This window comes from Romboutsia lituseburensis (genome assembly GCF_024723825.1).
GTDB classification, from domain to species: Bacteria; Bacillota; Clostridia; order Peptostreptococcales; family Peptostreptococcaceae; genus Romboutsia_F; species Romboutsia_F lituseburensis_A.
The window spans coordinates 1,569,879-1,587,791 of record NZ_JANQBQ010000001.1; the positions used below are offsets into that span (position 1 = coordinate 1,569,879).

The following is a 17,913-nucleotide window of genomic DNA, read 5'->3' on the forward strand; positions in this document are numbered from 1 at the left end:
TTGCAATCTTATCACAATTTTACCCCTTTTTCAATACAATATCTGTTATTTTTCTAATTTTCGATATTTTCTTTCACTGATTCATCTTTAGCCTCTAATTCATCATCTTTTCCATGCTGTTTGTGGCATTCTTTATCTGAGCAAATTATCTTTGTGTCACTCTTTGTTACCTTTTCTATCATATATGATCCACAATATTTACAAGTATCTCCTGTAGGCTTATTCCATGCTACAAAGTCACATTCTGGGTAATTAGAGCATCCATAAAAGGCTTTACCTCTTTTAGACTTTCTAAGTATTATATCTCCATCATGACACTTAGGGCATTTTACACCTATTTTGTTAACTAATGGTTTAGTAGTTTTACATTCTGGATAATTTTTACAAGCCATGAATTTTCCAAATCTACCATATTTAATAACCATGTTTTCTCCACAGTTTTCACAGATTTCATCAGTTTCTTCATCCATATTTATTTTTTCTATACTTTCCTTAGCTATCTCTATTGCTTCTTTTAATGGTTCATATGCTTCTGAGACAACTTCTTTCCATTCTATACTTCCTTCTTCAATTTCATCTAACTTGTTTTCCATTTGAGCGGTAAAATCAACATCTATGAATTTTTGGAAGTTATTCTCTAAGATTTCAGTTACTATTATTCCTAGTTCTGTAGGACATAAACTAGTCCCTTGCTTTTCAACATATTCTCTATTTAATATAGTTGCAATAGTTGGAGCATAAGTACTTGGCCTACCTATACCTAATTCTTCTAATGTTTTAACTAAACTTGCCTCTGTAAATCTTGCAGGCGGCTGTGTAAAGTGTTGATTCGGTAGTATATCCTTTATATCTAAAATATCTCCTTCACTTATAGCAGGAAGTATTCTGTCTTCTCTATCCGTAAAGTTATATATTTTTGTATATCCATCAAATTTCATCTTTGATCCTGTAGCTTTAAATATATACTCACCTATTTTACATTCAAGATTTAAAATATCAAATACAGAATCCTCCATTTGACTTGCAACAAATCTTCTCCATATTAAATTATATAGTTTATACTGATCTCTGGTTAAATAGCTCTTTATACTATCAGGTGTTTTATCTACATATGTAGGTCTAATAGCCTCATGTGCATCTTGAACTTTCTTAGTTTCCTTTTTTTCTTTTTTATCGTTGGTATTTTTATAGTAATTTTCTCCTATCTCATCTAAAATATATCCTTTAGCCTTTTCCTTAGCCTCTTCAGATATTCTTTTTGAGTCAGTTCTTATATAAGATATAAGACCTACTGTTTCTTTATCTATATCAATACCTTCATATAATTCTTGAGCTACACTCATAGTTTTCTTAGTTGTAAAAGATAATTTATTTGCAGCTTCTTGTTGCAACATACTTGTTGTAAATGGTTTAGGAGCCGACTTTCTTCTTGATTTAGATTCTATAGATACTACATCTAAACTCTTATCATCTATATCCTTTAATATTTTATTTACTGTTTCCTCATTCTCTATTTCTATTTTTTCATTACCTTTGCCGTAAAACTTTAAGCTTATATCTTCATCAGACTTAGTTTTTGCTTCTAAATCTATAGTCCAATATTCCTTAGGAATGAATGCTTTTATTTCTTTCTCTCTATCACATATTAGCTTTGTAGTTACAGACTGAACTCTACCTGCACTAAGCCCTTTTCTTACTTTTTGCCATAATATTGGACTTATTTGATATCCTAATAATCTATCTAATACTCTCCTAGCTTGTTGTGCATCTACTAAGCTTATATCTATATTTCTAGGACTTTTTATAGCCTTTTTAATAGCATCTTTTGTTATCTCATTAAATTCTATCCTACAGTCTTCACTTTCATCTAAACTTAATATATGAGCTAAATGCCATGAAATAGCCTCCCCTTCTCTATCGGGGTCAGTTGCTAGATAAACTTTTTTTGACTTTTTAGCTTCTTTCTTTAACTCTTTTATTACATCGCCTTTTCCTCGTATATTAATATATTGAGGTTCGAAATTATTTTCTATATCTACACCTAACTTACTTTTAGGTAAATCTCTAATATGTCCTACTGAAGCCTTTACAGTATAGTGACTTTTTCCTAAAAATTTTTCTATGGTTTTAGCTTTCGCAGGCGATTCCACGATGACTAATGTTTTGGCCATAAACCACACACCCCCACTACTTATGTTATTTATACATTTAAACTGTACGTTTTATTATTCATTTCTATTAATACATCTTTTAAGACTAATTCGCTTAATATTGCATTTACAGATTTTATTTCCATTCTAGTATTATCACAAATTTCATCTATATGCAAGACACCTTGTTTTTTTATAGTATCTATTATTTGAATACTTTCCTTATTTAAACCAGTATTTTCATAATTTTTTAAATTTTCTTCCTGTTTTATATTAAATATTTCGTATTCATTTAAAATATCCTCTATATTATTTATAAGTATTGCACCTTCTTTTATAATCTTGTTGCATCCTTCACTCATAAAAGAGTTTATATTTCCTGGTATTGCAAACACATTTTTACCTTGTTCCAATGCAAAATCAACGGTGATTAAAGCTCCACTTTTTTTTGCAGCTTCAACTACAATTACTCCATCACTTATACCACTTATTATACGATTTCTATTAGCATAATTACTTGGAAATATTTTAGAATTCATATTGTAATCAGATAATATAAGTCCTCCGTCTTCTAAGATTTTATTAGCTAAATAAATATTTTTTTTCGGTAATATATTATTAACAGGTGAGCCTAAAACTGCTATAGTTTTGCCATGACTTCCTATACAGCTCATATGAGAATAAGAATCTATTCCTATAGCTAATCCACTAATTATATTTATACCTAAATTTGAAAGAGATTTTCCAATTGATTTTGCACAATTTATTCCATAGGTTGTTGCTTTTCTCGAACCTACCATAGCTAAGTTAAAATTTTTATTTACTATACTTATATCTCCTTTATAAAATAGTATACTCGGAGCATTATGTATATATTTTAGATTTTTAGGATAACCTTTTTCTTCAATACATATATATTCTATATTTTCTTTTTTAAGATTATTTTTTATTTCATCTAAAAAAGTTAGACTTTTATATTTTACTATATTTTGTTTGATTTTCAAGTTTATATTTTTTAAATCATAAATTTTTTTGTTACTTAAATCAATTAAATCTTCTATATTATTTATATTTTCTTTTATTATTTGTATATTTTTATTAGTAATTCCTTCTATTGAGTTCAACCATAAGTATGCATCTCTTTTATTCATTTTTCAACTCCTTATTTAAAATAAGTATAATAAGCCTTTCTAAACGAAAATGCTTCCATAATATGATTAGAGCCTATACTGACTTCATTTTCTAAGTCTGCTATAGTTCTTGCTACCTTTAATAATTTTGTATAACTTCTATTACTAAGTTTATATTTATTTAAAATTATTTTTATAGTATTTAACGCTTCTTCATTTAAATTACAATAATCTAAAAGTTTAGATGATTTCATTTCATCATTAGTCTTTATTGATTCATTTCTAAATCTATTATTTTGAATGTCTCTAGCTTTTTGAACTCTGTCTCTGATAGAATTAGAACTTTCTGATTTATTTTTATTATTTAGCTCATCATACGATACAGAGTTCACTTCTATAAATATGTCAAATCTATCTAAAAGGGGTCCTGAGATTTTATTTCTATATCTATCTATATCATAGCTTCTGCAATTACATTCATTTTCAGACATATAATATCCACATGGACATGGGTTCATAGCACCTATCAATAATATGTTGCACGGATATTTTATATTTTGTCTTACTCTAGATATATTTATATATTTATCTTCTATTGGCTGTCTTAGAGTTTCTAAAATACGTCTATCAAATTCTGCAATTTCATCTAAAAATAAAACTCCATTATGTGATAAAACTACTTCTCCCGGAGATGCATTTACTCCACCTCCTATTAAAGATTGTCTAGTAGATGTATGATGTGGAGATCTGAATGGCCTTTTATATATAATTCCTTCATTTTCACATATAAGTCCTGATGCACTATATATTTTACTAACTTCTATCATTTCTTCTTTATCTAACTGTGGAAGTATTGTTCTAATTCTTTTAGCTATCATAGTTTTTCCGGATCCTGGAGGACCAATCATAAGTAAGTTATGATTTCCTGCTGCAGCAATTTCTGCACCTCTTTTAACAAAATAATTTCCTTTCACATCTTCAAAGTCTTCATCATATATTTTATTTTTTGAATCTTTATTATAATCATCGTGTTTTTTATTATTTAATATTTCATCTAACTTAATTACTTTACTTTCGTTTAATATATCAATACAGTCCTTTAAGGATTTTATAGGTATTAATTCTATATCATCTACAAATGAACTTTCTAATATATTATCCATTGGTAAAAATATTCTTTTTAAACCATCCTTTTTAGCTGAAATTACTATAGGTAAAATTCCCTTTACTTTTCTAACATTACCATCTAAAGATAATTCTCCTACAAATAAACTTTCATCTAAATATTTTTGATTTCTCTTTATTAATCCCCTTAAAATCCCTATCGCTATAGGTAAATCAAAAAAAGAACCTTCTTTTTTCATATCTGCTGGAGATAAATTTACTATGATTCTAGAGTTAGGGAATTTGTATCCACTATTTATTATGGCAGACTTAACCCTGTCTCTAGACTCTTTAACTTCTGTACTAGCTAAACCAACTATATTAAAGCAAGGAAGTCCATTTGCAATATCTACTTCCACTTTTATCAAATGACTTTCTATCCCTATTAAATTACTTGAGTTAATAACACTTAGCATATCTTCCTCCCTAAAAAGCATTCTCTACATGATTTATCTTTTTTTCATTTAAGTAAACTTCTATAACATCAAATCTAACTTTTTTGTCATGTAGATTATTTTGTGAAATATAATAATTTGCTGTATTTAGTATCTTTTTTATTTTTTTATAATTAACAGCTTCAGCTGGATATCCATATCTAACATTATTTCTGGACTTAACTTCTACAAATATAATTTCGTCATCTAAACTACTTATAATATCTATTTCACCAGTTTTTATTCTATAGTTTAATGCAATTATATGAATACCTTTATCTTCTAAATACTTCCTTGCAATTACCTCGCCAAAATCACCTTTTTCCTTATTATTCATATATATCACCTATTTTTAACTTTTTTTGGAGTATTGACCCCTGTATATTGATATATACAATATTTATTTTTATAATTGATATTTTTATACTTTGATATTAATATTTATATAGAGTGAAAGGGGTGAAAATATATGAGTAGAATCACAAAGCGTAAGAAAAAAAAGTCCAAGTCTCTAGCAAAAGGATTATTTATTCTTTTAATATCATTACTAGTTATATTACTTTTATTTCTTATATTTTTAATAGTAAACATCTCTAAAATAGATACTAAAACTTCTAATTTTAATGAAAATGATAGAAAAAATAAAGTAATAAGCAGTAATTCACGCTCTCAAGATCCTATAAAAATAAATTTAAGCGTAATGGGAGATATTATGGCTCATAATCCCCAATTAGAAGCTCAATATGATGTAAATACAAATACATATGATTTTAATAATAACTTCAAATATGTTGCACCTTACATAAATGATGCTGACTTAGCTATTGCTAATTTAGAAACTACTTTGGCTGGCCCATCTATGCCTTATACTTCATACCCTACATTTAACTCACCAGATACTTTAGTTGATGCCGTTAAAAATGCCGGAATTGATATTGTGTCAACTATAAATAATCATTCTTTTGATAAAGGTGATTTAGGTTTAGAAAGAACTTTAAAAATTTGTAAAGAAAAAGGATTAGAAACAGTAGGAACTGTTGAGAATATATCTGATAAAAACTATATAATAAAAGATGTTTCTGGAATAAATGTAGGAATAACAGCTTTCTCTTATGGCAATGTTAGTAATAATTCGAAAGCTGTTAATGGAATTGAAGTATCAAATAAATCAAAAGATAAAATGAATGTATTTGATATGGTTAATGTAAATAGTGCATTTAATACTATAAAAAAACAATTAGATAACATCAAAAATACCGATTTGCAGATAGTAGTTTTACACTGGGGTAGTGAATACCAACGAACTCCTAATAAATTCCAAGTAACCTTAGCTCAAATGCTTTGCAATTATGGAGTAGATATTATTATTGGATCTCACCCTCACGTAGTTCAACCTATGGAACTAATTAACTCTTATAATAATGATACTAATACATTAGTTATATATTCCCTGGGTAATTTTATCTCAAATCAAAGAAAAGAACTTATGGGGTCTTCATATACTGAGGATGGTCTTATTGTAAATATTGAGATAACAAAGGATACTCAAAAAAATAGAACTTTTGTCTCTAAGGCTGAGTGTATTCCTACTTGGGTTAACAAATATCAAGATTTAGGTAAAATGTTTTATGAGATTATACCTATAGAAAATAAGACTCAATTAAAACATATACCTAATTTACCAATTAGCTCAATTAAGCAATCATATAATAATACTAAATCTCAAATTAAGCAATCAAATATAATAAATTTTCCATATATTTCATTTTACTAATGAATTTATTTGGTTGTTAAGTAACATAAAAATAAAAGAAGTGATTTTAATCACTCCTTTTATTTCTATATTATATATACACCTTTACTATCTGCCATGCTTTTATATATAACTTTATTATTTATATCTTTCACAGTTTGACATCCCGTTAATATCATAGATGAAATTAATTCATCCTTTACTTTATTTACATATGTTTCTACTCCATCAATAGCACCACCAAAAGATGCAGTTACAAAAGGTCTACCTATTAAAACGGCATCAGCACCTAATCCTATCATTTTTAAAACATCTACCCCGGTTCTAACTCCACCATCAGCAAGTATAGTTATTTTACCTTTTACGGCCTTAGATATACTCGGTAAAACTTCTGCAACTCCAGGTGTGCAATCTAAAACTCTACCACCATGATTAGATATAACTATAGCATCAGCCCCTGCATCTACTGCCATAAGTGCATCTTGCACAGTCATTATACCTTTTACTATAAATGGTAATTTAGTTGCTTTTTTTAATTCTCTAAGTGATTTAACATCCTTAGGAATAACAGTTTTTCCATGCATAGATAATGTAACTAATCCACATGCATCTATATCTACACCAACTGCAATTGCTCCAGACTCTTCTGCTAATTTTATCTTTCTTATTATATCTTCATTTTCCCATGGTTTTATAAATACTATACCCTTGCCTTCATTTTCTTTTAAGACCTTTAAATTTTCAATTAAAAATTCATCTACAGCAGTATCTCCCACCATTGCGTATATACCTGATTTTATACACCCTTTTACTACAGGTGCTATATAATCTCTCTCTGAGATTTTACCTCCCATATTTAAAGTAGTTCCTGTTATCGGAGCTGCAAATATTGGTGCATCCATTTTTTCTCCAAATAACTCAATCGACGTATCAGGATTAGATACATTGTGTATTACTCTCATATTTATCTTTACTTTTTCCAAGCTTTTATTATTTTCAATAAAAGCAGAACCTGTACCTTTACCACCCATTCCCGGAACTTCACCTGCACATGCTACTCCATTGCATATTTTGCATACCTTGCAACTTCCATTTAAATTATTTCTAGCTTGTTTTTCTAACTCTTTAAAATCCATTTTTATTCCCCCTATTATTTTAAGTTGTATAAATTTATAGATTTATATCTATTAATCTATAAAATATTAAAGACTATATATTTTTATAAATTATATAGTCTTTAATATTTAAATTTTTATAATTTCTATATATTAATTATAGCACATTTTTTAAGAAGCTTTTTCTATGTATAGGAGTTATTCCTAACTTTTCTATAGCATCATAATGCTCTTTTGTTCCATATCCTTTGTGTGATTTAAATCCATATCCTGGGTACATTTCCTCATATTGATACATTATACTATCTCTTGTAACTTTAGCTAATATACTTGCGGCTGCTATTGATATAGACTTTGAATCTCCTTTTATAATTGCTTTTTGATCTGAATCAATTCCTGGTATCGTAGCAGCATCTACTAATAAATAATCTGGTGTTTTTTCTAAACAATTTATAGACTTTTTCATAGCCATATAAGTTGCGTTTAATATGTTAAATTCATCTATTTCTTCATTATTAACTATACCTATTCCATAATCTAAAGCTTGATCTTTTATTATATCAAAAAGTTCATCCCTTTTAGATTCGCTCAGCTTTTTAGAGTCATTTATTCCTTCTATTTTAGTATTAGGTTTAAATACAACAACTGCTGCTACTACTGGTCCTGCTAAAGGACCTCTACCTGCTTCATCAATTCCTCCTATATATACATATCCCTTATCATATCCTTCATTCTCAAATTCATTTATAGTTTCTAATCTTTCATTTTCTCTTCTAATTGAATCTAACTTTTTGGCCATCCTTACTGCAATACTTTGAACTGATTTTCTTTCATCATTTCTTAATATATCTATGTACTCTAAATATTTATCCATACTCAAACTATCTATAATCTCTTTTATCTCTTTTACACTTTTATCTTTCATTTTAGTCTCCTTGTAATAGCTTTTTTATATTTATAGTGTTTTCAAACTTAAGTAATGTATATACTCTTTTTATTTTTAATATGTTTTAGTATACATTATAAAATATTTTTCTTCAATTTCAAGATTATAACTATATAATATAATTATTGCTATATTAAAAAATAAAACAATTTTTTGTATTTCATGAATATTGCGACAAAAAAAGTCGCTGATACCCATATCAACGACTTTTTAATATATATTATCCAACTCTATTAATATCAATTTTACCTTGTCTACTAGATGACGGTATAAAGTTTCCTACAACCCCACCTATCAATACTGGAACAATCCAGTTAAAACCTAATTGTGTAAATGGTAATTTTGTTACCATTGGTATAGATATTCCTAAGTTATTAGCAACTGTTAGTACACTTATAAATAGTGCCATATATGCTGCACCTTTAAATGCATTATCATTTTTAATTTTACTTCCAAATAAAGTCATTATAACTAGTACAACTGTTGCTGGGTAAATCATATCTAATATTGGAGCTGAGAATTTTATTATCGTACTTACTCCAAAGTTTGATACTATTGCACTAAATATACAAACTACTGTAACGATAACTTCATATTTTAATTTTCCATTTGTTATCTTAGAGAAGAATTGTGCTGTTGCTGATGTAAGACCTATTGCTGTTGTTAAACACGCTAGTCCTACGATTAATGCTAATATTACTTTCCCTGGATGTCCAAGAAGTGATGCTGTAATTTCAACAATTAATTTTGTTTGAACAACATCTTTTCCATATACTTGAGATACAGTTGCACCTAAATATGTTAATCCTCCATATACTAAGCATAACCCTACTGCTGCAACTATTCCTGCTTTCATTGTTAATTTTACTTTTTGACTTTCATCATTGTAACCTTTATTAGCAAGTGATGTAATTATAACTGTTGATAAAGCAACAGCTCCTAATGCATCCATTGTTTGATAACCTTGTTTTACACCTTCTGCAAATATATCATTTATCATAGGTGTTGGATTTATATCTCCTAAAGGAGTCATTATCCCTTTTATTATTAATACACCTAAAGCAACTAATAGTGCTGGTGTTAAAAATTGTCCTATAATATCTACAACCTTAGATGGCTTTATTGTTAATATAAAAGTTATTGCAAAGAATAATACCGAGAATAATACTGGGTTAAATCCACTAGCTAATGGTGATATTCCCATTTCAAAAGTTGTTGCCGCTGTTCTAGGTATTGCTAAAAGTGGACCTAGACATATCATTATTGCAGACCCTAGCACAATAGCTAAATTTTTACCTGCTCTTCCAAGGACTTTACTTACTTCTCCATTACATTTTGCTGCAGCAGCTACTGCAAGTAATGCTAAACCTACGTCAGCTAAAAGAAATCCTCCAAATCCCGTCAGCCAACTTTGACCGGATATAACTCCTAAGAAAGGTGGAAATATTAAGTTTCCAGCTCCAAAGAACATAGCAAATAGTGCAAACCCAACTATCACTATATCTTTATTCGTTTTGTTCATATTAACGCCCCCTTAAATTCATTAGAATTTAAATAAATTATTTTTTAAATATCAAATTGAATTTTAATTTAATATTTTGAATTAATTATAAATCGATATTTTCTAAACGTCAACAATATTTAAAATTTATTAAATATTAAGAATATTTTTACTTTAACGTTTTCCTCTCGTTTTTCTATGTTTTACGACTTTATTTTCAGTGTTTCCAAGTTAAAAGTTTATTTATTTAAATATTTTTATTTATTTAATTTAAATTTTAAATTGATTTTTTTCATATTTTTTTTATTTCTAATTGATTTTTTATTTTAATTTTTTGAATTTGATATAATTTTTTAAATTTTTATTTTTAAATTATACCATTGATTTGTAAAAAAGTATCAAAAAAAATAGTATATAATTTTTTTTTAACAAAAATTTTATATACTATTTGATTTATATTTTATAATTTTATAAATTTCAAATTAGTTATGCTACTTTTTTCTCTATAATTTCTTTGCTGTTAACTTTATAACTTCTAAGTTCTTTTACTAAAACAATAGCTGTTATTGCTGTAGCTAAAAGGTCCGATACTGGCTGTGATACCCAAACGCCATTTAATCCAAAGAATTTAGGTAATACTACTATCATAGGTATTAAAAGTATAACTTGTCTTAATAAACTTAAGAACATAGCTACTTTAGCCTTACCTACTGACTGGATATAATTTGATCCAGTTATCGATATTCCTATTATAGGTAACATAAGTAAGTATATTTTAACTCCATTAACTGATATATCCATTAACTTAGGATCTTTGTTAAACATTCCTACTATAAACTCTGGTATAGTTTGTACCATCAACCATCCTGTAGTAAGTATAACTATTGATGCTAATGCAGATGCTTTAAATGCTTTATTAGATCTATCATACTGTTTTGCTCCATAATTAAATCCAATTATTGGTTGTGCCCCTTGATTTAGGCCAAATATAGGCATTAAAAATACCATTGATATAGATGATATTGTAGCCATAGCACCTATAGCTAAGTCCCCTCCGTATAACTTTAAAGCATTATTTGATATAGCTTGAACTAAACTTGTTGCCATCTGCATTGCAAAAGGTGCTGAGCCTATTGCAAAAATTGCTGATACTAATGATTTATCTAATTTTAAGCTTTCTTTTTTAAACTTTAAGTTTGATTTTCCTTTTAAATAGTACATTAAAGCCCATATTGCAGTAACAATTTGTGATGTTACTGTTGCTATAGCTGCTCCTTTTATTCCTAAATTAAATATAAAAATTAATATAGCATCTAATACTATATTAGTTAAACAACCTACAACCATTATTGTAGCTGCAAGTTTAGGATTTCCATCTCCCCTGATTGTATTATTTAAAGTAAATGCTAATACATTAAATACTGTTCCTGCTAAAATTATATATATATATGATTCAGCATAATAAAGAGTTGCCTCACTTGCTCCAAACAATTTAAGTATATTTTCTCCAAATACGATTCCTATAACACTTATAATTAAACTAATAATAATTGATAAAGTTATTCCATTTCCTATAATTTTTTCAGCATCGTCTTTATTTCCTTGTCCTAGTTTTATTGATATATTAGTTGTCGCTCCTACACCAACTAGCATAGCGAATGCAAGTATTATAGTCATTATTGGCATTGTAACACCTACACCTGTTATAGCTAACGGTCCTACATCAGGTATCTTGCCTATAAACATTCTATCTACTACATTATAAAGCGCATTAACCATCATTCCGATTATCGCTGGTACTGAATACTTAAAAAGTAATTTTCCTATTGGTTCTGTCCCCAATATTTGTTCATTTTTCATAAATTCATCCTTCTTTTACGTACATATTTTTTTTAACATCATAATCATATTATCTGCTTCTTCTCGTGTTAACTTTGAAGTTATGTTTTCTTCCCACTGCATCATAACTGATATTACATCAAATTTTAAATCTTTACTTTTCTGAGTCAAATAAACTTTATACGCTCTTTTGTCTGTTTCATCTTTTACTCTAGTCAAAAAATTTTCTTCCTCTAGCTTCTTTATCGCTCTAGCTGTTGTTCCCTTGTCTATATTAAGAACATCACAAAGTTCTTCTTGGCTTCTACCATCCTGTCTATAAAGTTCTAATAAAAACATAACTTGACCCGAACCGATTCCTAATTCATTTAAGCCTTTAGATATAAAAGAACTACCTTTTCTATATATCTGAGATACATATTTTCCAATGTATTTGCAATTATCTTGCATTGTTATTTCACCGCCTATATTAAACATAGCTTTTTGTATACACAATTATTCATTATACTTCATTTTAGTTGTTATTGCAACTTTATTATTTTTATTTTATGTTTTTGTTAAATTTTATTATTTGTTTTGTATTTTTTAATATTTTATTAGATATTCACTATATATTTGTTAAATTTTATTTACAATATAATTTTTATATTAAATTATTTTATTTAACTAAATAATAAAGTTTTTTGTATTCAAAATTCATCATTATTTATATACAATAAAAAAGATTAACATTTTAAAATATAGTTAATCTTTTTTATATACTTTTGCTTAACATTGGATAATTAATTTTTAATTAAGTCTTTTATTTGTTTTTCTAAATTAATTATTTTATTTTCTAGTTCTTGTTTTTGATTAATTAAATTATTAATTTCTAACTGTTTCTCATATATAAGTTGTTGATTTTTTTCATCAATAGAATTCAATTGATTTTTTAAATCTTGTATTATATTTTTCAAATTATTATCATCTTGTTTTAATTGTTCTATCTCATCCGATTTTTCTTTTATTAGTTTATTAAGTTCTAGTATTTTCTCGTCCTTATCATATAAAAGTTTATTTAAATTTTCAATTGTTTGTTGTTTAATATTTGCTATATTTTTAAAATCTATTATTATATTATCTTTATTTTTTATTGAATTATTTAAATATATTATATTTTTATCTTTTTCATCCATTTTTATATTCAATTTTAAAATTTTATCTTCTTGATCTTTTATACTCTTATCTAATTCATTTATTTTCTGTCTTTTTTCATTTATTATAGTATCTAATTGATTTATATCATTTTCTTTTGATTGTATAAGGGTGTCTAGCTGTCTTATTTTACTATTCTTTTCCTTTAGTAATGTATCTTTTATCTTTAGTTCATTTTCTAAATCTTCATTTTTGTACTTTAATTCATCTACTCTATTATTGCTATTACTTAACTGTCCGTTTAAACTTTCTATTTCATTATTTGCAGATACATATTTAATCCCCATTATGGTTAAAAGTACTACTAATATAATAGTAACTACTACAAATATATTTGTTACTTTATTCATACTTATCACCCTTTAACTTTTTAATTTATAATATGTTAAAAAATGGATAAGTTTACATTATAATTTAGTTAATGCTATATATTATTACATTTTTTCAAACCCAAAATAATAATAGCTTCCTGTTTACTAACTAGTTTTAATTTTGTATCATCAGTTAAATTTTCACCTATATATTTCTTAGACACAAAATTTTTACCATTTTTAATTTTTATGAAATATGGTCTATTAATATTTGTTTTTGTTAATGTACTATACGATATTACATCTTTATCTTTATCATATCTCCATACTTGAACTGATTTAGATAAAGTCTCCATGCTTTCAAACTCAGATGATATATAAACTTCTTCTACCTCACCATTTATCAATTTTTCCATTTCATTTTTACATTTCCCCATTTTATACCCCCATAAAAGTTTTTCTACTTTATAATAATTATAACATGTCTTAGTATATATTTAAGTGCTAAAGTGATGTATCATAAGCACAAGTTACAATTTGTGTTGTAATATCTGAATATATCTCTAGCCCTTTAGTCTTATATATCTTTATAACATCTATATTTATATTTGTTTCTTTTATAATTTCTTTAACTATATTTTTATATGATTTTAATTTTTCTTCATTAAATACTATATCTTTGTTATTGTCAAATAAAGCTACATAGAATATACCCGCTTCAACTAGATCTTGGAAAAAGTGACTTCCATAAGAAAGTTCAGGCATTAATCCTTCATTACTATATGCAATTTCACACATTACAGACATATTGCATAGCTCTGTAAAATGAACAGGAACTCCAAGCGCTGGTGTACTAGTTCCCCATCTACCAGGACCCATGAGCATTACATTTTTATTTTTCAACTTTTGATTTATAATGCCTATTTGTCTAGCTATGTTATATTTACCTTCATGACTTAAATTTATATATTCTTTAGAATCCACAAAAACTATATAATCTATAGGTAATCTAATATTTCCTCCCATAAAATTTCCTACCGATGAAAATACACATGAATTTTTATCTAGTAACTTAGGTACTTTTACAGTTTTCCCTAAACCTCTTGTTTGAAGAGGTCTACATTGTACTATATTAAATGTAAATTCATTTGATTTATTAAAATTAGCTGTAAATTCTATATCTACTGGATATTTATACTCTTTAGATAAAACTTGTAATACTTTTTTCATAACTTCAGGAAATTTACTGCACTTTAATAATTGTTGAAAATTAAGCAAGAACGGAGCTGTTGAAGGATCTTTCCTCATTTCTCTTAATATTTGTTGTGTTTTATAATCTTTTCTTCCAAATATATTTACATCTGTTTTTATATCATTTTTTATTGCTTCATTTATAGATACTGTCGTTAATTTGTTATTTTCAAAATCCAACACATCTACGTCATGTTGTGAAAATTTTTGTTCATCTTCGAAATTTATTAAAGGTAATCTCATAGGATCATCAAGTGTAATTATTCTTGCATAGTCACTATGAACTCTGTCTACTGCTCTAGTTCCAAGACCAAAAACTAATCTAAGCATTCCTGCGTTCATATCTATTTTTTTATTCCATACATATAAGTTAGATGAATTACCAACTCCAGCTATATGTGGAAAAAAATATTGTCCATAGTAATCACCCGAAACTCTTTGAACTAAAATAGCCATCTGCTCATCTTTTTTATCTAAATCTCTATTTTTTCTGTAATTTAAAGCATCTTGGTTCATAGTGCTCGCATATACAGTCCTAACCGCATTTTCAAAATCTTCTAATCTTTCTTCCGGAGTACCTTGATTAACACAAAATACACTTTCGTATTTTCCAGCAAATGCATTTCCAAAACTATCTTCAAGAAGCGAACTAGATCTTACTACTATAGGAGACTGACCATAGTATTCTAACATATGCATAAATTGTTCTTTTATCATATCAGAAAATCGTCCAGATTCTAATTTATATTTGAGTTCACTTGAATATTTAAAATATCCCTCTTCAGTTTTTTGCTTTATTCTTAAATTCCACATACCATTTTCAACTATATATGAATAAAATATATCAGCACCTATAAAAAATGAATCATGAGACTCTAATAATTCATTAAACTGTTCTTTATATTCTTCACTTTTTCTAAGTATCGATGTAGCTAACAACATACCTATACTTTTACCACCTATAAAACCAGTTCCAATTTCTCTATAAGCAATCTCAATTAAATCAGATAAATTAAAATATTTCATACACATTTCATTTATCTTAGAATCTTTACCTACCAATATATTAATTAATAATTCTTTCATCTCTTCTTGATTATTACTTTCTTTTCTAAGTGAATCTTTAGCTTTATTTAATGTTCTCCTCCAATAAGCTAATCTTCTACTATTCCACTTAAACTTTGATACTAGTTCTGTGGTATCCAAACTAGATGTTATAGGTGTAGCATTGTCTTCTATAATTTCATGTGGAAAAAACATAGTTTGGCTATATCTATTTAATACTTTCCTAGGATATATATATAATGTATTATCTACTTCATATATATCTAACAATAGCTGAGTCGTTTTCCTTAATTCTGATATAGTATCATATGTATGTTCATTTCTCTCTATCGCAAAGTATGCAACACATCTAAGCTTATTCAGGTATGGAAATATCACTTTAAAAAAATTCATTGTCATAAGTTCCGAATACCAAGATTTTTGTAATTCTGTTAAATTTCCAAATACATAAAATGTTTCTGTTCCTTCTTCTGATATTATATTATGAATAGTCGTTGTAAATTTTTCAAATCCTATAATTGGATTTAAATCATAAAGTTTTATTTTATTTAATTCATCAATCACTAAATTTTCATTCCCAAAATTAATATATACTATTTTTCTATTGTTTAATTTTAATTGATTCACATAATATTTAACTACCTTTTTATATTCTTGTATATGATTAATTTGCCATACAACATTATCTCCTAGCTTTAGCATATCAATTGCTTTATCAAATCCCTTCATACCTGTACTTATGTTATCTATTCTATACATAAAAATCTCCAATCTATTAAAAAATCCACACCTTATTTGGCATGGATATATTTTAATAACATTATATGATTTTTTTAATTTATAGTGCTAATCCTAAAAAAAGATACTCTCTCTTTGTACAAATTAAGGAGTATCTTTAATATATCTTATATTAGTTTTTTATATCATCTGGAATCTCTAAGCTTATTTTTCCTAGCTTACCATCTCTAAATTCATTTAATACAGTAGTAGCTATACGAGTATAATCAAGTTCTTTCTTTCCTATAACAAATCCTCTTTTATAACCTATCATATCCATAGTTTCTATATCACTTTCACCTAAGTTTTCTAACTTATATCTAGTTTTTAATTTTTCCGGCTCAATTTCCATAAGCTTAGCTATAAGTCTTAATGCTAAAGTGTCAACATCTAAAATTTCATCCTTTATAGCTCTGCAGAATGCAAGATTAAGAGCAATTTCTTGGTCTTCAAACTTAGGCCAAAGTATACCCGGAGTATCTAATAGTTCTAAGTTTCCTTTTAATCTTACCCACTGCTTACCTTTAGTTACACCTGGTCTATCTCCTGTTACCGCACTTTTTCTTCCTGTTAATTTGTTTATTATAGATGACTTACCAACATTAGGAACTCCAACTATCATTATTCTTATTGGTCTTTCTTTTCTTCCCTTTTCTTTTAATGCATCCATTTTATCCTTAGTAACATTTCTACATTCATCTATTAATTTATTTAGTCCAATACCTTTCATTGTATCTATCGGTATAGCTTTTATTCCTTGATCTTTATAATATTTTATCCATTTATCTAACTTAGCTCTATCTGCTAAATCACTTTTATTTAATATAACAACTCTTGGTTTGTTTCCTGCTAATTTATCTATATCAGGGTTTTTACTACTAAATGGTATTCTTGCATCTAACAATTCTACTACAACATCAACTAGCTTTAAGTTTTCTCTAACTAAATCTCTAGTTTTCTTCATATGACCTGGATACCAGTTTATATGTAAATTATCATCTCTTAGATAATCATCGTAGTCAACCCTCATCTTATCGCCTCTTGCCATAATTATCACTCCTTTATGTAAATCAAATTCGTTCATTTTATTTTTAACTTTTCTATTATACCATAAGATTGTTTTTTTTGCTTGTATAAAAGCAAGTATAAACATACTCATATTATTACTATAATGCCATTATTTTAAACACTTTCTTTTATTTATAAAGATTTCTTATATTTTTATATCATAACTAAGATTTGTTAACTTGATGGCAAATTCATTTATCAAATATACTTTTCTT

At 26.9% G+C, this 17,913-nt stretch carries 14 protein-coding genes; 1 reads left to right on the plus strand and 13 read right to left on the minus strand.

Annotated elements, in window-relative coordinates:
• Nucleotides 1-53: 53 nt before the first annotated feature.
• From topA to NWE74_RS07655, 4 genes are read right to left on the minus strand one after another with little or no spacing between them, the layout of a single operon-like run.
• Nucleotides 54-2,171 carry a type I DNA topoisomerase gene (topA, locus tag NWE74_RS07640; RefSeq protein ID WP_258242623.1) on the minus strand — a complete coding sequence of 706 codons (2,118 nt, stop codon included), beginning with the start codon at nt 2,169-2,171 and terminating at the stop codon, nt 54-56.
• Between the two features lie 29 nt (nt 2,172-2,200).
• Nucleotides 2,201-3,301 carry a DNA-processing protein DprA gene (dprA, locus tag NWE74_RS07645; protein WP_258242624.1) on the minus strand — a complete coding sequence of 367 codons (1,101 nt, stop codon included), beginning with the start codon at nt 3,299-3,301 and terminating at the stop codon, nt 2,201-2,203.
• An 11-nt stretch (nt 3,302-3,312) separates the two neighbouring features.
• Complete coding sequence (locus NWE74_RS07650; RefSeq protein WP_258242625.1) at nt 3,313-4,860, minus strand: YifB family Mg chelatase-like AAA ATPase; 1,548 nt, start codon at nt 4,858-4,860, stop codon at nt 3,313-3,315.
• 10 nt (nt 4,861-4,870) lie between these two features.
• The gene (locus NWE74_RS07655; protein ID WP_258242626.1) at nt 4,871-5,215 is read right to left on the minus strand and encodes a YraN family protein; all 345 of its coding nucleotides are present in this window, start codon (nt 5,213-5,215) and stop codon (nt 4,871-4,873) included.
• 132 nt (nt 5,216-5,347) lie between these two features.
• On the opposite strand from NWE74_RS07655, the gene NWE74_RS07660 reads away from it, so the two are divergent.
• Nucleotides 5,348-6,652, plus strand: coding sequence for a CapA family protein (locus tag NWE74_RS07660; protein WP_258242627.1), 1,305 nt, complete (start codon nt 5,348-5,350; stop codon nt 6,650-6,652).
• Between the two features lie 65 nt (nt 6,653-6,717).
• Here the strand turns inward: NWE74_RS07660 and NWE74_RS07665 are convergent, their stop codons facing one another.
• The 9 genes from NWE74_RS07665 to ylqF all read right to left on the minus strand — a co-directional run bounded on the left by NWE74_RS07665 (nt 6,718) and on the right by ylqF (nt 17,678).
• Nucleotides 6,718-7,767 carry an alpha-hydroxy-acid oxidizing protein gene (locus NWE74_RS07665; protein WP_258242628.1) on the minus strand — a complete coding sequence of 350 codons (1,050 nt, stop codon included), beginning with the start codon at nt 7,765-7,767 and terminating at the stop codon, nt 6,718-6,720.
• A gap of 136 nt (nt 7,768-7,903) precedes the next feature.
• Nucleotides 7,904-8,671 (minus strand): ribonuclease HII, encoded by a 768-nt coding sequence (locus NWE74_RS07670; protein ID WP_258242629.1) that lies wholly within the window; start codon nt 8,669-8,671, stop codon nt 7,904-7,906.
• A gap of 241 nt (nt 8,672-8,912) precedes the next feature.
• Entirely contained in the window at nt 8,913-10,214 is a 1,302-nt protein-coding gene (gene brnQ / locus NWE74_RS07675) for a branched-chain amino acid transport system II carrier protein (RefSeq protein ID WP_258242630.1), read from the minus strand.
• A 465-nt stretch (nt 10,215-10,679) separates the two neighbouring features.
• A complete protein-coding gene (locus NWE74_RS07680) occupies nt 10,680-12,053 on the minus strand; it encodes an MATE family efflux transporter (protein ID WP_258242631.1) in 1,374 nt (457 codons plus the stop codon).
• Nucleotides 12,054-12,068: 15 nt separating this feature from the next.
• Complete coding sequence (locus tag NWE74_RS07685) at nt 12,069-12,482, minus strand: MarR family winged helix-turn-helix transcriptional regulator (protein ID WP_258242632.1); 414 nt, start codon at nt 12,480-12,482, stop codon at nt 12,069-12,071.
• A 332-nt stretch (nt 12,483-12,814) separates the two neighbouring features.
• Nucleotides 12,815-13,576 (minus strand): hypothetical protein, encoded by a 762-nt coding sequence (locus tag NWE74_RS07690; protein ID WP_258242633.1) that lies wholly within the window; start codon nt 13,574-13,576, stop codon nt 12,815-12,817.
• 74 nt (nt 13,577-13,650) lie between these two features.
• A complete protein-coding gene (locus tag NWE74_RS07695; protein ID WP_258242634.1) occupies nt 13,651-13,974 on the minus strand; it encodes a hypothetical protein in 324 nt (107 codons plus the stop codon).
• A gap of 67 nt (nt 13,975-14,041) precedes the next feature.
• Nucleotides 14,042-16,612: a PEP/pyruvate-binding domain-containing protein gene (locus NWE74_RS07700; protein ID WP_258242635.1), complete on the minus strand. Its 2,571-nt coding sequence runs from the start codon at nt 16,610-16,612 to the stop codon at nt 14,042-14,044.
• Between the two features lie 151 nt (nt 16,613-16,763).
• Complete coding sequence (ylqF, locus tag NWE74_RS07705) at nt 16,764-17,678, minus strand: ribosome biogenesis GTPase YlqF (protein WP_330666335.1); 915 nt, start codon at nt 17,676-17,678, stop codon at nt 16,764-16,766.
• Between the last annotated feature and the right edge of the window lie 235 nt (nt 17,679-17,913).

What these genes read in the sequence shown, in the direction of transcription:
- topA (WP_258242623.1), bottom strand. Translation starts at nt 2,171, where the DNA reads ATGGCCAAAACATTAGTCATCGTGGAATCGCCTGCGAAAGCTAAAACC.
- dprA (WP_258242624.1), bottom strand. Translation starts at nt 3,301, where the DNA reads ATGAATAAAAGAGATGCATACTTATGGTTGAACTCAATAGAAGGAATT.
- NWE74_RS07650 (WP_258242625.1), bottom strand. Translation starts at nt 4,860, where the DNA reads ATGCTAAGTGTTATTAACTCAAGTAATTTAATAGGGATAGAAAGTCAT.
- NWE74_RS07655 (WP_258242626.1), bottom strand. Translation starts at nt 5,215, where the DNA reads ATGAATAATAAGGAAAAAGGTGATTTTGGCGAGGTAATTGCAAGGAAG.
- NWE74_RS07660 (WP_258242627.1), top strand. Translation starts at nt 5,348, where the DNA reads ATGAGTAGAATCACAAAGCGTAAGAAAAAAAAGTCCAAGTCTCTAGCA.
- NWE74_RS07665 (WP_258242628.1), bottom strand. Translation starts at nt 7,767, where the DNA reads ATGGATTTTAAAGAGTTAGAAAAACAAGCTAGAAATAATTTAAATGGA.
- NWE74_RS07670 (WP_258242629.1), bottom strand. Translation starts at nt 8,671, where the DNA reads ATGAAAGATAAAAGTGTAAAAGAGATAAAAGAGATTATAGATAGTTTG.
- brnQ (WP_258242630.1), bottom strand. Translation starts at nt 10,214, where the DNA reads ATGAACAAAACGAATAAAGATATAGTGATAGTTGGGTTTGCACTATTT.
- NWE74_RS07680 (WP_258242631.1), bottom strand. Translation starts at nt 12,053, where the DNA reads ATGAAAAATGAACAAATATTGGGGACAGAACCAATAGGAAAATTACTT.
- NWE74_RS07685 (WP_258242632.1), bottom strand. Translation starts at nt 12,482, where the DNA reads ATGCAAGATAATTGCAAATACATTGGAAAATATGTATCTCAGATATAT.
- NWE74_RS07690 (WP_258242633.1), bottom strand. Translation starts at nt 13,576, where the DNA reads ATGAATAAAGTAACAAATATATTTGTAGTAGTTACTATTATATTAGTA.
- NWE74_RS07695 (WP_258242634.1), bottom strand. Translation starts at nt 13,974, where the DNA reads ATGGGGAAATGTAAAAATGAAATGGAAAAATTGATAAATGGTGAGGTA.
- NWE74_RS07700 (WP_258242635.1), bottom strand. Translation starts at nt 16,612, where the DNA reads ATGTATAGAATAGATAACATAAGTACAGGTATGAAGGGATTTGATAAA.
- ylqF (WP_330666335.1), bottom strand. Translation starts at nt 17,678, where the DNA reads ATGGCAAGAGGCGATAAGATGAGGGTTGACTACGATGATTATCTAAGA.